Consider the following 14,510-nt stretch of genomic DNA (forward strand, 5'->3'; position numbering starts at 1 on the left):
TATGGGCATTTACCGGCCAGTAAAATAGTCCCTAAGCTGCTTGATAAGGGCATATGGATAGCGTCTGAAAGTTCGTTTTATCGTGTCATGAAGGCACATAACTTATTAACGCATAGAGAAAAAGTAAAGCCAGCTAAGCCGATGAAAAAGCCAAGAGCATTGAAAGCAGTGCGTGCAAATGAAGTCTACACTTGGGATATCACCTATTTACCAACGAGCGTAAAAGGGCAATTTTTATACTTATATTTAGTGATGGACATTTTTAGTCGAAAGGTTGTTGGCTGGCAAGTTTACGACACACAGTTAAGTGAATTAGCCGCAGATTTAATGAAGGATATTTGCAGTCGGGAGCAAATAAAGCGCGAGCAAGTCACGTTGCACTCAGATAATGGTAGCCCAATGAAAGGCGCGACATTACTGGCAACATTACAGGAGTTAGGGATTGTGCCATCATTTAGTCGACCGTCAGTAAGTAATGATAATCCATACTCTGAGTCGTTATTTAAAACGTTAAAGTATCGCCCAGAATACCCAGAAAAGGCATTTGAAGATATAAGCGCAGCAAGAGAATGGGTAAGTGGGTTCGTTGATTGGTACAATAATGAGCACCTACACAGTGGTATAAAATTTGTGACGCCAAACCAACGTCATTCAGGTTTAGATAAAGAAATATTAGCTAAGCGTCAGCAGGTAAACGACGCAGCTAAATTGAATAACCCAAGTCGTTGGTCAGGGAAGTCACGAGACTGGTCAATGATAAATGAAGTAAATTTAAACCCTGAGAAAAAAGAAGAAATGCGGGCGGCATAAAATTTAACTTGAGGCGACAACTAACTTGAAAAACTCCGCAATGGAATCAAAAGAGAAGAGCGAACAAGCAAAACAGTTTAACTTGCCATCTGAAGGTAAGGCTGGTTTATATATTTATAGATCAGGCAGTTTTGGAGGAGCATTAAAAAAAGATGTATGGCTAGATGGGAAATGCATTGGCGAAACGGCACCAAATGTGTTTTTTTATGAGGAAATAACTGGTGATGGTGAGCACAAAATTTCAACAGAATCAGAGTTTTCACCAAATGATCTAATTGTAAAAACAGAAAATGGTAAAAATTACTTCGTAAGCCAATATATAAAAATGGGCGTTTTCGTTGGTGGTGCAGGTGTCGAACTTGTTGATGAAAATAAAGGAAAAAAAGAAATATCAAAATTAGATTTGGCTAAAAAAGGTACGTGTAGCCAATAGCATAACAAGTTGCTCAACAGGACAAAATACAGTTTGCTCGGCTCGTACCTCGCCAATTTTAGCAAACGGTATTTTGCCCATTAGCAAAGCGTTATGTCTTTAATGCCACTAAGGAGGCAATATGTTTGGAATGTTCAAGAAAAAGCAAAAATCTGACTTAGAAAAGCTTATTGAGAAAGATGGCATTGAACATGCCGCGAAAAGATTTTCTGAAATCATCATGCAAAAGATACCAACAGACGAGATCGCATACCAATTTGTCCTTGAGGAGATTGAGGCTGCGAGCCAAGGAAACGACACAGCAATAAGCTTTGCTAAAAATAGCGGCATTAGTCCACAGGAGTATAAAGGTGCAATGAAGGATTCTCGGCCTGAAGTAGATGGCCCTGATGGCCCGCAGCAATTCATATTGGCTCTCTGTATGCAACTTCAACCTAATGTCGATTTAGTTGTGGAATTGCGAACTAAGATAGTTGACAACATCATGAAGACTTTATCCTTTGGAAAATATAAAGGTCAAAAAAGCTCATCTTTAAAAGGGGGGACTATGAAATTAGACGAGCCATTAAAGTCAGGTTTTTCGACAATTTCATTATTAAATCGGTTGATTAGTGCAGGAGCGGAAAGGGAATTTGTTACCGCAGTAAGTGCAATATGGTTCGTGCAAGCGGCGAATGATCCAAACACGCCGGAATCTCAACAAATTGCGGGGGGCATAATCGGCACTCTAGAGAATTTTTTCGTAGAAGAGGCGCGTGCGATAGATTTTGATGTTTTCAACCTTTTTACTAGCACGATCAACAATAGCGAATATGGCGCGTTATTTGAAGAATCTCAACCGATCTATGCAGCAGGTCGAAAAGAGGTTAACGAAAAATTTCCCTCTGGCAGTACAGAGGTCATGGAAGTGTATTCTCATTATGCCAATGTAATGCTCAATACAACAAAGCAAAACAAAAAGAATTTGCTTGATACTCTTCAAGCCCTAGCGCCATACGTAGACAAAATGTGTGGGCTTGCTAATCAGGCAGAGAAAGATCTTTTTTAAGAGTGAACTGCTATGGTTAAACGAAGAGATCTGAAGCAAGCACATGAAGATGCTGTAATACAGCAATTTTCCAAATATATGGAAAATTTAGGTAAAACCTTTAATGTGCTGGAAACACCTGATCCACCCGAGGCGATTATTGAAATCAATGACAAGAAAACATGGCTAGAGGTCACTGATGCTTTTTTGGATAAAGATCATGCTATTGGTCTTACAACTGGAGTATCTGAGGATGTAGAGCATATATCAGATTCAGGTCGCCTTGTTATCGAACCTGATGAAAGGTTTTCATCCGTGCTTCAGTCAGTAATAGAAGCAAAATATGATAAAGCAAGTATGCAATCAATTTTTCAGGAACGAGGTGCAGGAATTCTCTTGGTTGGTATTTTTACCCCTTTCGCATCGGCCGCTGACATAGCGCAATCTGAAGCAAAGAGTATTTCAGACCTTGTTGCAAAGAAATCAGTGAAAGTATTCGACACTATTTATGTTTATGATGGTACTGGGCAAAGAAGCTTTCATTCTATTTATAGTGAAATGACATAACAATCACATGCACTCGGACAGCAAAAAGCGCCGCTCGTTCCTCGCTCTGCTTTTTGCTGCCGGTGATGCGGGGCGTTAGCAATCTCAAGGAGCCAGAGTGATTATCAAGAATCGTGAAATAGTAGTTGAGCCGGGTAGCCCATTTTTAAATGATGAACTAAATAGGCTTGAAAGTGCTGAAGTTCTTACTCAATTCGTTCTTTCTACTAAAGACCCTATGGTTGTTTGTTTAGATGCACCTTGGGGACAAGGAAAAACTACTTTTCTAAGGATGTGGGAACAACATCTTAAAGATAATGAAGTACCAACTATATATTTTAATGCTTGGGAAAATGATTTTACAGATGATGCACTAGTTTCAATTATTGGTGAAATCAGCTCTGGAATTGATGAACTCTCTACACCTGAAGATATTTCTAAGACTAAAGAGTACCTAGATAAGGCAAAAGGGTTTGGAGTTACGTTGCTAAAAAGAACTGTTCCTGTTGCAGCAAAAATCGCAACAGCAGGTGCTTTAGATCTGGATAAAGTAACTGAACAAGCTCTTGCTGGTTTTGCCGAGTCTATCGCGAAAGAAGAACTAGTGTCGCTGCAACCATAGTTTGACATAATACAACCATACTGTGCTTGCAGCGACAAAAGGTTAAAGGTTAAAGGTTAACGGGCTACGAGCGATGGGCTTCGAGCCTAAAACGTGTGCGAGGTAAACTAAGGCTGATGTGGTGGCGCACACTATTTTGTGGCGGGGCTTTACGCCGCGCAGGTAGTTTGACATGTTGTGAAAGTGCGCGAGGTAAACTCTCACCTATAATATAAAAACTGGGCTTGCATAAGGCTCGGTGTTTTATTTTACTACCTGACCGCTGACCGCTGACCGCTGACCGCTGACCGCTGACCGCTGACCGCTGACCGCTGACCGCTGACCGCTGACCGCTGACCGCTGACCGCTGACCCCGAACTGATCTTTTAGATCTCGACTATTGAATATAGGATCTCAGCGCGTTTTCATGCTAGAATTTGCGCAATTTTTTTGTACTCGATAAGTAGCACTGTAATGATCTTAGATGATATTCGCATCGTTTTAGTAAACACATCACATTCTGGCAATATTGGTTCTGCGGCACGTGCCATGAAAACCATGGGATTATCAAAGTTATACCTTGTTGATCCAGCCTGTGAAATAGACAGTCATGCAAGTGCGCTTGCTGCAGGTGCTACTGATGTTCTCGGAAATGCGGTTATTGTTGATACGGTTGCCGATGCGATTGCTGATTGTGCATTAACGATTGGTACTAGCGCCCGTTCGCGTACATTGTCGTGGCCTATGGTTGAGCCGCGTGAATGTGGTGAAAAGCTTGTTGGCGAAGCTGTAAATGGCCCTGTAGCACTTGTATTTGGTCGTGAAAACAGTGGCTTAACAAACGAAGAATTACAACTGTGTAATTACCATGTGTGTATTCCTGCTAACCCAGAATACAGCTCGCTAAATTTAGCCATGGCAGTACAAACCTTATGCTATGAAACGCGTATGGCGTTTTTAAATCAGCAACCTAAAGCGGAACAAGAAGAAGACGACACCCTATATCCATCGTCTAAACAAACAGAGCTGTTTTACGAACACCTTGAAGACACTTTGTTTAAAACAGGCTTCATCATTAAGCAGCACCCAGGCATGGTAATGACTAAGCTACGTCGCTTGTTTAATCGTGCTCGCCCTGAAGATGCTGAAATGAACATATTACGAGGTATTCTTACCTCAATTAATAAGTCTATAAAATAGCAATTAGTTGTGAACTACCCATCGACGCCACTCCGTGTCGATCAATGGGCTTCTACAGCCTTGACTTAGAGACTAGGCTGCTTCTTTTTTCTCAGTTCCAACAGCAAACTTCGATAGCTCGAAGACTTTCGTTTTAATGGCTGATTTCTGCTGAGATGTGGGGGTAACCCTTGCGACGATCCCAGCCGCAATCAAATCTAATTCACCTGTTTTTGCTATGACTTTAGCCGCTGACAAGTCTCGGCTTTGGTTAGTTTCACAAGCCGTACATGTGAAATATCTGTCGTTCAATGTCAAAACATGATGTTGGCCGCATTCAGAACAAACCCCTGTGGATTTTTCAAACCTGCCAATCTCGTGATAAAGTTTACCTTCAAGCTCAGTTTTGTATTTTGAAAGCTGAGTAATTAAGCCCATCACATTGTCGGCAACCATGCTGCCATTGAACTTTTGCATCCCTTTTACGTTTAAATCTTCGAACACTAAAATGTCATTTTCATTGGTTATCTGGCGTGAAATTTTGTGTGCAAAGTCGAGCCTTTGCCGTGAGATTTTGCCGTGTAATTTGTTGATGCGTTGTTTGGTTTTTTGCCAGCGATTTGAACCTTTAGTTCGGCGTGCAAGCTGGCGTTGCAATTGATTTAACTTTGTTTTTGACTGCTTTAAAAACGTGGGGTTATCGACCACAAAACCATCTGAGCCAACAACAGTTTGCTTTGAGTTAATGTCAAAACCTGTGATTGTTTTTAAAACTTGTTTAGCTGTTTTGCACTCAACTTCCTGAGTGATGCTGCATCCCCATTTTCCGTGGTGATACTGGATAGTTACAGTCTTGATTTTACTTGCTAGTTTGCGATGCAAGATAATGGGTATCTTGCCTACCTTTGGGATACTGATAGCGCCATTTTCAATGCGGATACAGTTCGAGTTATTGACCGCTCGAAAACTATCGTTGTGAAGTTTTTTCTTTTTATATGAGATCTTGTGCTTTGGAAAGCGTTGCAAGCGACCTTTAGTAAAAACATTCTTGAGCGCTAATTCCAGGTCGCGGGCAACTTGTTGAGCTGCCGCAGAATCGAATGCTTTGATCCAGTTAAACTCTTCGAACGTCTTGATATCTTTAAGTAGTGAGGCCATGTCTTTGTAAAACAAAAACGTTTTATCGTGCTCGTATCGACGCATGTTCTCAGACAACAATAAGTTCCAAATGCCACGCGCTGTCGCGCCAAACTCAACGAGTTTAGCTTCTTGCTCTGGCGTAGGATTTAGCCTGTAGTTGTATCTAAGCGTCTTTTTCATATACTGTGTAGACTACTGTGTGGAAATGAGTTGTCAAGATGGAATATGAAACTAAATCTCACTGTAAATATTTAATAGCGCTACATTTAATACTTGTGGTTAAATATAGAAAACAATTGTTAAAAGGTGATGTAGGTGATTTTGTAAAACAAAAAATCACTGAAATTGCAGAGCGCTCAGAATTTAATATCGAAGAGATCGAGGTGGACAAAGATCATATACACATATTGCTAACGATCTCTCCCAATATCAGCGTTGCGAGTTACGTTAGGAGAATTAAACAATCTACAACGCAAAGGCTATGGTCGAGATTTAAATGGTTTAAAAAGCAATTCTGGGTTAAAAAAACATTTTGGTCTGACGGATATTTTGTTTGCTCTGTTGGGAATGCGGCTGCTGATACAATTCAAAAATACATTCAAGAGCAGGGCTAACTATTCCGATTCATCCCATCGACACCGCTTCGCGTCGATCAATGGGTTTTCTCGGAAAATTTCGATAAATAGCGCCCTTTATTACTCCACTAATACTTGACTAAATTACTCAGGTAACTACAATAGACCCAATACTTGACCAAAACAGTCGGGTATTACAAGTTTATCGGTGGCCGTTTGAGGCTAGCCAATCAGGATAATACTTGACTAATCTACTCTGGTAATTAAAATTTGCACTCTTTTGTGCGGGGGCGTTATGAAGTTAACATCAAAAGGCAGATATGCCGTTACAGCCATGCTGGATGTTGCACTACATGCAAATATAGGCCCTGTAGCGCTTGCAGATATTTCGCAGCGCCAAGAAATTTCTTTGTCTTATCTTGAGCAGTTATTTGCCCGTTTACGTAAAAATGGGCTAGTGAGTTCTGTTCGAGGTCCTGGTGGGGGCTATTTACTAGGACGTGAGGCTGACGTAATTTCAGTTGGCGATGTTATCAATGCGGTAGATGAATCTGTTGACGCTACACGGTGTCAGCGAAGCAATACTGGTTGTCAAAGTGGTATGCGTTGTTTAACCCATACATTGTGGTCAGACTTAAGCGCACGAATTGAAGAATTTTTAAATAATATTACCTTAGCTGAACTGGTCGAAAAGTCGGACGTTAAAGCGGTCGCTCTTCGCCAAGAAAACAGCGTTAATGATGCAATTAAGCAGTTGGAAAATATTCAAGTAAGCTGTCAACTTTAAGGTTGACCTGCAGCGGAGAGAGAAATGAAGTTACCGATTTATTTAGATTACGCAGCAACTACGCCTGTTGACGAACGAGTTGCCAAAGAAATGATGCAGTGCCTGACTATGGACGGTAATTTTGGTAATCCAGCATCGCGTTCACACCGTTTTGGTTGGCAAGCTGAAGAAGTCGTTGACCAAGCACGTACTGACATTGCTGATTTAATTAATGCAGACCCACGTGAAATTGTATTCACATCGGGTGCAACAGAATCAAATAACCTTGCTATTAAAGGTGCAGCTCAGTTTTACAAGAAAAAAGGTAAGCATGTTATTACTGCTAAAACTGAACACAAAGCGGTTATCGACACATGTCGTGAGCTTGAGCGTCAAGGGTTTGAAGTAACCTACATGGACGTTGAAGAAAACGGCCTACTTGATCTGCAAAAATTAGCAGACACCATGCGTGACGACACCGTGCTTGTAAGTATTATGCATGTAAATAACGAGCTAGGTGTAATCCAAGACATCAATACAATTGGTGAAATGTGCCGCGAACGTAAAATTATGTTCCACGTAGATGCAGCACAAAGCGCGGGTAAAGTTTTAATTGACGTGCAACAAACCAAAGTAGATTTTATGTCATTCTCGGCGCACAAAGTATACGGCCCTAAAGGCGTAGGTGCTTTGTATGTTCGCCGTAAACCACGTGCCCGTTTAGAAGCACAAATGCACGGTGGCGGCCATGAACGTGGTATGCGTTCTGGTACATTAGCAACTCATCAATTAGTGGGTATGGGCGCAGCATTTAGAATTGCAAAACAAGATTTTGAAAAAGATCACGCACACATCAGTGCGTTGCGTAAACGCCTAATCGACGGCATTTTAACGGATATGGACGAAGTGTACTTTAACGGCACGCAAGACCAATCAGTACCTGGTATTGTCAACATTAGCTTTAACTTTGTTGAAGGTGAGTCGTTATTAATGGCTGTTAAAGATATTGCGGTATCGTCAGGTTCAGCCTGTACATCTGCAAGTTTAGAGCCTTCTTACGTATTACGTGCATTAGGTCGCAACGACGAGCTAGCGCACAGCTCGATTCGTTTTAGTATTGGCCGTTTTACCACCGAAGAAGAGATTGATTACACCGTTGAGCTAATGAAAAACTCGATTGGCCGTTTACGTGAAATGTCTCCTCTTTGGGAAATGCACCAAGAAGGTGTTGATTTAGATTCAGTTGAATGGGCGCACCACTAATTAGTGGAGCCCATACCTAGCAGGTAGTGAGGATAGAATTATGGCTTACAGTGATAAAGTAATCGACCACGTAGAAAACCCACGTAACGTAGGTGCTCTAGATAAAAACGATCCGTCAGTGGCAACGGGTATGGTAGGCGCACCAGCATGTGGTGACGTAATGAAATTGCAAATTAAAGTATCGGCAGACGGCGTTATTGAAGATGCAAAATTCAAAACGTACGGCTGTGGTAGCGCAATTGCTTCATCTTCGCTGGTAACAGAGTGGGTTAAAGGCAAAACATTAGACGAAGCTGCGACTATCAAAAATACCGATATCAGCGCAGAGCTAGAATTACCACCAGTGAAAATTCACTGCTCAATTTTAGCCGAAGATGCAATTCAAGCAGCAATTGCAGATTACAAAAGCAAACATACAAACTAAGAGATATTCATGGCAGTGACATTGACAGATGCGGCAGCAAACCGCGTACAATCATTTTTAGCAAACCGTGGTAAAGGCATTGGCCTGCGAGTTGGCATTAAAACGACGGGCTGTTCAGGTCTTGCTTATGTTCTAGAGTTTGTTGATGAGCTAAACGATGACGATGAAACATTTGCGGCCAAAGGCGTTACCTTAATTGTTGACGCTAAAAGCTTAGTTTATATCGACGGCACTGAGCTCGACTACACTAAAGAAGGTTTAAATGAAGGGTTTAAATTTAATAACCCTAACCAAGCCGATGAGTGTGGCTGTGGCGAAAGCTTTACCGTTTAAGCTCAAACTTGTTTTAAGATATAAATAAGCCCTGCCAGTTAATGTAGGGCTTTGTCATTTGTGAGAAGTTATGCGTTATTTTGAGTTATTTGCAATACCGGTTGACTACAATATTGACTTAGCAATGATCAACAAGCACTACTTAGAACTTCAACGTGCTGTTCACCCTGATCGCCATGCTAATGCCAGCAGTCGTGATAAATTAATGGCCGTACAAAGTACCGCTGAAATTAACGACGCATTACAAACACTTAAGCATCCGGTTAAACGTGCTGAATATATGTTGAGTGAGCTGGGCGTTGATATTCGCGCTGAGCAGCAAACACTGCAAGATCCCATGTTCTTGATGCAACAAATGGAACTGCGCGAAGAGCTTGAAGAACTTCCCTCTGCAAGTGATCCAGATATCGCTATTGCTAATTTTGAGTCGCAAATAAAGCAATTAAAAGCCCAGTATAGCAACGAACTGGCTGAGCAACTTGCAAGCAACGATGAGCAACAATATCAACACGCTGCTGACAACATTCGCAAATTAAAATTTGTATATAAGTTACAAGACGAACTTGAACGCATTGAAGACAGTTTATTTGACGATTAATTCACTTGCTGCAAAGCGAGCAACACGAGTTTAAAGAGCATTATGGCATTATTGCAAATTGCTGAGCCGGGGCAGAGCGCGGCACCACATGAACACAAATTAGCCATTGGAATTGATTTAGGCACTACAAATTCATTAGTGGCAACCGTACAAAGCGGCGAAGCACGCACTATTACTGATGAGTTAGGCGAAGCGATGTTGCCGTCTGTAGTGCGTTATCAAGCTGGCGGCATTACCGTGGGTAATGATGCAATGCAAGCAGCTACACTCGATCCGGTTAATACGCTTATTTCAGTGAAGCGCTTTTTAGGTAAAACGCAAACCGAAATAGAACAAAGCTATGGCCAACTGCCTTATCAGTTTTGCGATGATGATGGTGCACTTGCAATAGCAACTGAAGCCGGGAAAATCAGCCCAGTTAAAGCCTCAAGTCATATTTTAAATGCTTTAAAAGCACGTGCAGAACAAAGCTTTGGTAATCAAGATATTTTAGGCGCGGTTATCACCGTACCAGCCTATTTCGATGATGCACAGCGTCAAAGCACCAAAGATGCGGCTGAGCTTGCCGGCATTAATGTGCTGCGTTTATTAAACGAGCCAACCGCGGCTGCGGTTGCTTATGGCTTAGATTCAGGCCAAGAAGGCATAATTGCTGTTTATGACTTAGGTGGCGGAACATTTGATATTTCTATACTGCGCTTAAATAAAGGCGTGTTTGAAGTATTGGCCACTGGTGGCGATTCAAGCCTAGGCGGCGATGACTTTGACTCATTATTAGTTGATTACCTAAAACAAGAAACCGGCGTAACGGGCTTATCTCCTTCGGTATTACGTTTATTTATAAATAAAGCCAAAGCCTGTAAAGAAGCACTCAGCCAATACGAAAAAGTGAATGTTGGCCTTGAGTTTGACGATGAAAAATACATGGTTGAAGTAACACGAGAGAAGTTTAACGAGCTGGCTATGCCACTGGTTAAAAAAACGCTCCGCTCATGTCGTCGTGCAGTAAAAGATGCCGGTATTGAAAACCAAGAAGTATTACAAGTGGTGATGGTTGGCGGTTCAACCCGCATGCCGTTGGTACGTACTCAAGTTGGCGAGTTTTTTGATAAACAACCACTCACTTCAATTGACCCTGATCGTGTTGTTGCTCTGGGGGCAGCATTACAAGCAGACGTATTAATTGGTAACAAGCCAGATTCAGACATGTTATTGCTGGATGTGTTACCGTTGTCGCTAGGACTTGAGACCATGGGTGGCTTAGTTGAAAAAATCATTCCACGCAATACCACTATCCCAGTTGCACGTGCGCAAGAATTTACTACGTTTAAAGATGGTCAAACGGCTATGTCGTTGCATGTATTACAAGGTGAGCGTGAACTGGTTGACGATTGTCGATCGCTGGCAAAGTTCAGCTTAAAAGGCATTCCACCTATGGCGGCGGGAGCTGCGCATATTCGCGTTACCTTTAAAGTAGACGCTGATGGTTTACTAAGCGTATCAGCCATGGAAAAATCAACTGGCGTTCAAGCAGAAATACAAGTAAAACCGTCGTTTGGTTTGTCTGACGACCAAGTTGCTAATATGCTTAAAGAGTCGATGAGTAACGCTAAAGGCGACATGCAAGTGCGTATGCTTAAAGAGCAACAAGTTGAAGCGCTTCGAGTAATAGAAGCAATGGAAGCCTCTTTAGCTGCTGATGGCGATTTACTTGAGCCTGAGCAACTAGCGGCGCTAAAAGTGGAAATAAACGAACTTGCAAAAGTACGCGAGAGTGCACAAGATCCAAGCGAAATTAAAGCAGCCATTGAAAAAATGGACAACGCGAGTAGTGATTTTGCCGCGCTTAGAATGGATGCATCAATTAAAAAAGCCTTAACAGGCCAGTCAGTAGACAATATATAAGAGAGATTAGAATGCCACAAATTGTTTTTCTTCCCCATCCGGAGTTGTGTCCTGGCGGTGCAGCAATAGAAGCGCCCGCCGGCGAAACGGTACTTGATATCGCGCTTAAAAATGGCATTAGCATTCCTCATGCCTGTGAAAAGTCATGTGCATGTACAACCTGTCACTTAGTGATCCGTGAAGGTTTTGACTCATTAGATGAAAGTGACGACCTAGAAGATGACATGCTAGATAAAGCATGGGGTTTAGAGCCTGAATCGCGCTTAGGTTGCCAAGCAATCATTAGAGATGAAGACTTAGTGGTTGAAATACCTAAGTACAATCTCAATATCGTTAATGAAGAACACTAGTTTTTAATTAACGACTATTATATTAAAAGCCGCTGTTTAACACCGCGGCTTTTTGTTTTAGGCGAAGATTTATGCCGCGCAGACAAATCTTTTGTAGACGTAGAGCTTTCTCAAGTTAGCCTTGCAGCGGCTCATTGTTTGATTTTTTAGTGATTTATTCACCACAGAGGGCACAGAGTTCACAGAGAAAGTGAGCAAAGGCAAAGGTTTAGTGTTATTTACCTTAACCCCTCGGTGTAGCGCGAAGCGCCTTTGTATTCTCTGTGGTGTAAATATTTTGTAGGCGGGGCTTTACGCCGCGCAGAAGTGCAGCGGGTTTACCCCGCGTCTTTTTAAAGGTTAAAGGCGAAAGGCAAAAGGTTACGAGCGGCGGGCTGCGAGGCGCGGGTAAATTAAAATAGCCTGTAGGCGGGGCTTTACGCCGCGCAAATGTGGTTAAAGGTAATAAAATTATGCACAAAGAGGTTAAGAGACGCTGCGCTTTTAGAGGAAGTGACAAAACAATTAATCACTCAGGCTAATGGTTAGTGCTTTCTCATTTTCTTCTCATTCACTTCTCTTTGTGCATATGCTTTTTAAAGCGGTTTTATTCCGCGTTTGTTAGTAATTTTATTTACCACAGAGATTACAGAGTGCGCAGAGGAAGTGAATAAATACAAAGGTTGAAGGTAAAGGGTTACGGGCGGCAGGTAAATTAAAATTAAAAAGTCTTGTAGCGTTAACCACAAGGCTTTTTTAATTTATCGAAGCCCGAAGCCCGAAGCTCGAAGCTCGAAGCTCGAAGCTCGAAGCTCGAGGCTCGAGGCCCAAAAACCAAAACCCATTTCGGAGGTATATTTTGAGTGATCTTATTTTTTCAGACTCGTTTATTAACGGTGAATTTTATCAAACCAACTCACGCTTTAGCGTTGATGATCCGGCCACCGAACAAAGTATTGTTGATGTAAGTGATATTGATGAGCAAGGCGTAAAAAATGCCATAGCAGCAGCAAAAGGCGCGTTTGTAAAATTAAAAGCCACCAATGCGACCGAGCGAAGTGACACCTTGATGCGCTGGTATGAGTTGGTGATCAAACACAAACAAACCCTTGCTACACTTATGACTAAAGAGCAGGGAAAACCGCTTAAAGAATCGCTTGGTGAAATAGATTATGGGGCTGGCTTTATTAAGTGGTTTGCCGAACAAGCTAAACGCAGCTACGGCGATGTGATCCCCGCCACCGATAACAGTCATCGTTTAACTAGCTTCAAGCAACCTATTGGCGTGGTAGCAGGTATTACGCCATGGAACTTTCCTGTGGCTATGGTAACTCGAAAAGTCGCGCCGGCTTATGCCGCGGGCTGTAGTTTTATACTCAAGCCTTCTGAGCACACACCACTATGCGCCATTGCTTTAGCTTATTTAGCTGATCAGGCTGGCTTTGTTAAAGGTGCATTTAATGTGTTGGTATCACAAAACGCTAAAGACGTTGGCAAAATGCTGACAGACTCAGAGGTGGTACGTAAGTTTACTTTTACAGGCTCTACCGGGGTGGGTAAGCAGTTACTATCGCAATGCGCTGATACAATTAAGAAAACATCAATGGAATTAGGCGGCAATGCGCCGTTCATTATTTTTGATAATGCCGATATTAATGACGCCATTGATGGCTTAATGGCGGCTAAATTTAGAAATAGTGGCCAAGCGTGTGTGGCGGCTAACCGTATCTTTATTCAGCGCAGTATTATGGATAAAGTGCTCAACAAGCTAACCTCAAAGGTTGCTGGATTAAAAGTGGCAAACGGCTTTGAAGATGAAGTGGATATTGGTCCGCTGATATACCCTGAGGCTAAACAAAAAGTTCAGCAATTGATAAACGATGCATTAAGCAAAGGGGCTTCGCTTATTGGCGAGCAACGAGATTTAGGGGGGAGTTTTCAAAACCCAGTTATTGTTAACAATGTTACGCCTGAGATGAATATTTATCACCAAGAGGTGTTTGGCCCTGTATTAAGTATAATCCCGTTTGATGATGAGGCAGAAGTACTGGCATTGTCTAATGATGTTCCCTATGGACTAGCAGCCTACTTTTATAGTCAGAATATTAAGCAAATATACCGCGTAAGTGAAGCGCTAGAATTTGGTATGGTCGGTGTTAATGAAGGGGTTATATCAAACCCTGTAGCGCCGTTTGGTGGGGTAAAACAATCTGGTCTCGGCAGAGAGGGCGGTCACCAAGGGTTAGATGAGTACTTAGAAGAAAAATATGTATGTATTAAGGTGTAATGGTTAAAACTGTTCCGATGAGTTAACAGTTCAGCGTTTTAAGTTGCTTGAAACGGGTGTAAATGCTACCTTTTCAAAAAATATTTAAGTAAACAAAACGTAAAAAATTTCTATAAGTAGAAATACTCCCGTGTGTAAATGCCACCATCTGGTGGCATTTTTTTTATCTTTATACAAGGAGAGGTTTTTTGCAGCTTTCCATTTTAAGGTCTAAACTATTCTTAATTAGATACTATTCTAATTATAATCCTTTTATAGGTGGAACTTTACGTAATAGCAATTCCTTTTTCTATA

16 protein-coding genes are annotated in these 14,510 nt (G+C 41.8%); 15 read left to right on the top strand and 1 reads right to left on the bottom strand.

The genetic code is table 11. The annotated features are described in order from the left end of the window. The 6 genes from ND6B_RS04895 to trmJ all read left to right on the top strand — a co-directional run. A partial coding sequence (locus tag ND6B_RS04895) for an IS3 family transposase (RefSeq protein WP_033103044.1) occupies positions 1-810 on the top strand: 810 nt, incomplete at its 5' end. Between the two features lie 25 nt (positions 811-835). Further along, positions 836-1,243, top strand: a complete 408-nt coding sequence (locus ND6B_RS04890) for a DUF2846 domain-containing protein (RefSeq protein WP_235420549.1) — start codon at positions 836-838, stop codon at positions 1,241-1,243. Between the two features lie 121 nt (positions 1,244-1,364). Further along, positions 1,365-2,291, top strand: a complete 927-nt coding sequence (locus tag ND6B_RS04885) for a hypothetical protein (protein ID WP_033103936.1) — start codon at positions 1,365-1,367, stop codon at positions 2,289-2,291. A 12-nt stretch (positions 2,292-2,303) separates the two neighbouring features. Continuing rightward, positions 2,304-2,837 carry a hypothetical protein gene (locus tag ND6B_RS04880; RefSeq protein ID WP_033103937.1) on the top strand — a complete coding sequence of 178 codons (534 nt, stop codon included), beginning with the start codon at positions 2,304-2,306 and terminating at the stop codon, positions 2,835-2,837. Positions 2,838-2,934: 97 nt separating this feature from the next. Then, positions 2,935-3,438, top strand: a complete 504-nt coding sequence (locus ND6B_RS04875; protein ID WP_033103938.1) for a KAP family P-loop NTPase fold protein — start codon at positions 2,935-2,937, stop codon at positions 3,436-3,438. A 453-nt stretch (positions 3,439-3,891) separates the two neighbouring features. Continuing rightward, positions 3,892-4,617, top strand: coding sequence for a tRNA (cytosine(32)/uridine(32)-2'-O)-methyltransferase TrmJ (trmJ, locus tag ND6B_RS04870; RefSeq protein WP_010390589.1), 726 nt, complete (start codon positions 3,892-3,894; stop codon positions 4,615-4,617). Between the two features lie 72 nt (positions 4,618-4,689). Here trmJ and ND6B_RS04865 read toward each other — a convergent pair whose 3' ends face one another. Continuing rightward, a complete protein-coding gene (locus ND6B_RS04865; protein ID WP_033103939.1) occupies positions 4,690-5,916 on the bottom strand; it encodes an RNA-guided endonuclease InsQ/TnpB family protein in 1,227 nt (408 codons plus the stop codon). A gap of 38 nt (positions 5,917-5,954) precedes the next feature. Here ND6B_RS04865 and tnpA point away from each other — a divergent pair, with 38 nt between their 5' ends. The 9 genes from tnpA (at position 5,955) to ND6B_RS04820 (ending at position 14,216) form a co-directional block, all read left to right on the top strand. Beyond that, on the top strand, positions 5,955-6,350 hold the full coding sequence (gene tnpA, locus ND6B_RS04860; protein WP_033103940.1) for an IS200/IS605 family transposase: 396 nt from the start codon (positions 5,955-5,957) through the stop codon (positions 6,348-6,350). Between the two features lie 256 nt (positions 6,351-6,606). After that, positions 6,607-7,098 carry a Fe-S cluster assembly transcriptional regulator IscR gene (gene iscR / locus ND6B_RS04855; RefSeq protein WP_008113921.1) on the top strand — a complete coding sequence of 164 codons (492 nt, stop codon included), beginning with the start codon at positions 6,607-6,609 and terminating at the stop codon, positions 7,096-7,098. 24 nt (positions 7,099-7,122) lie between these two features. Beyond that, positions 7,123-8,340, top strand: coding sequence for an IscS subfamily cysteine desulfurase (locus tag ND6B_RS04850; protein ID WP_008113922.1), 1,218 nt, complete (start codon positions 7,123-7,125; stop codon positions 8,338-8,340). Positions 8,341-8,380: 40 nt separating this feature from the next. Next, a complete protein-coding gene (iscU, locus tag ND6B_RS04845; RefSeq protein ID WP_008467675.1) occupies positions 8,381-8,764 on the top strand; it encodes a Fe-S cluster assembly scaffold IscU in 384 nt (127 codons plus the stop codon). A 9-nt stretch (positions 8,765-8,773) separates the two neighbouring features. Next, positions 8,774-9,097: an iron-sulfur cluster assembly protein IscA gene (gene iscA / locus ND6B_RS04840; RefSeq protein WP_008113924.1), complete on the top strand. Its 324-nt coding sequence runs from the start codon at positions 8,774-8,776 to the stop codon at positions 9,095-9,097. Between the two features lie 70 nt (positions 9,098-9,167). Then, the gene (hscB, locus tag ND6B_RS04835; protein WP_008113925.1) at positions 9,168-9,695 is read left to right on the top strand and encodes a co-chaperone HscB; all 528 of its coding nucleotides are present in this window, start codon (positions 9,168-9,170) and stop codon (positions 9,693-9,695) included. Positions 9,696-9,737: 42 nt separating this feature from the next. Then, positions 9,738-11,600 (top strand): Fe-S protein assembly chaperone HscA, encoded by a 1,863-nt coding sequence (hscA, locus tag ND6B_RS04830; protein WP_033103941.1) that lies wholly within the window; start codon positions 9,738-9,740, stop codon positions 11,598-11,600. Positions 11,601-11,611: 11 nt separating this feature from the next. Beyond that, entirely contained in the window at positions 11,612-11,950 is a 339-nt protein-coding gene (gene fdx, locus ND6B_RS04825) for an ISC system 2Fe-2S type ferredoxin (protein WP_033103942.1), read from the top strand. A gap of 838 nt (positions 11,951-12,788) precedes the next feature. Then, a complete protein-coding gene (locus ND6B_RS04820; protein ID WP_033103944.1) occupies positions 12,789-14,216 on the top strand; it encodes an NAD-dependent succinate-semialdehyde dehydrogenase in 1,428 nt (475 codons plus the stop codon). Positions 14,217-14,510 lie beyond the last annotated feature (294 nt).

Source organism: Pseudoalteromonas sp. ND6B (genome assembly GCF_000764215.1).
GTDB classification, from domain to species: Bacteria; Pseudomonadota; Gammaproteobacteria; order Enterobacterales; family Alteromonadaceae; genus Pseudoalteromonas; species Pseudoalteromonas tetraodonis.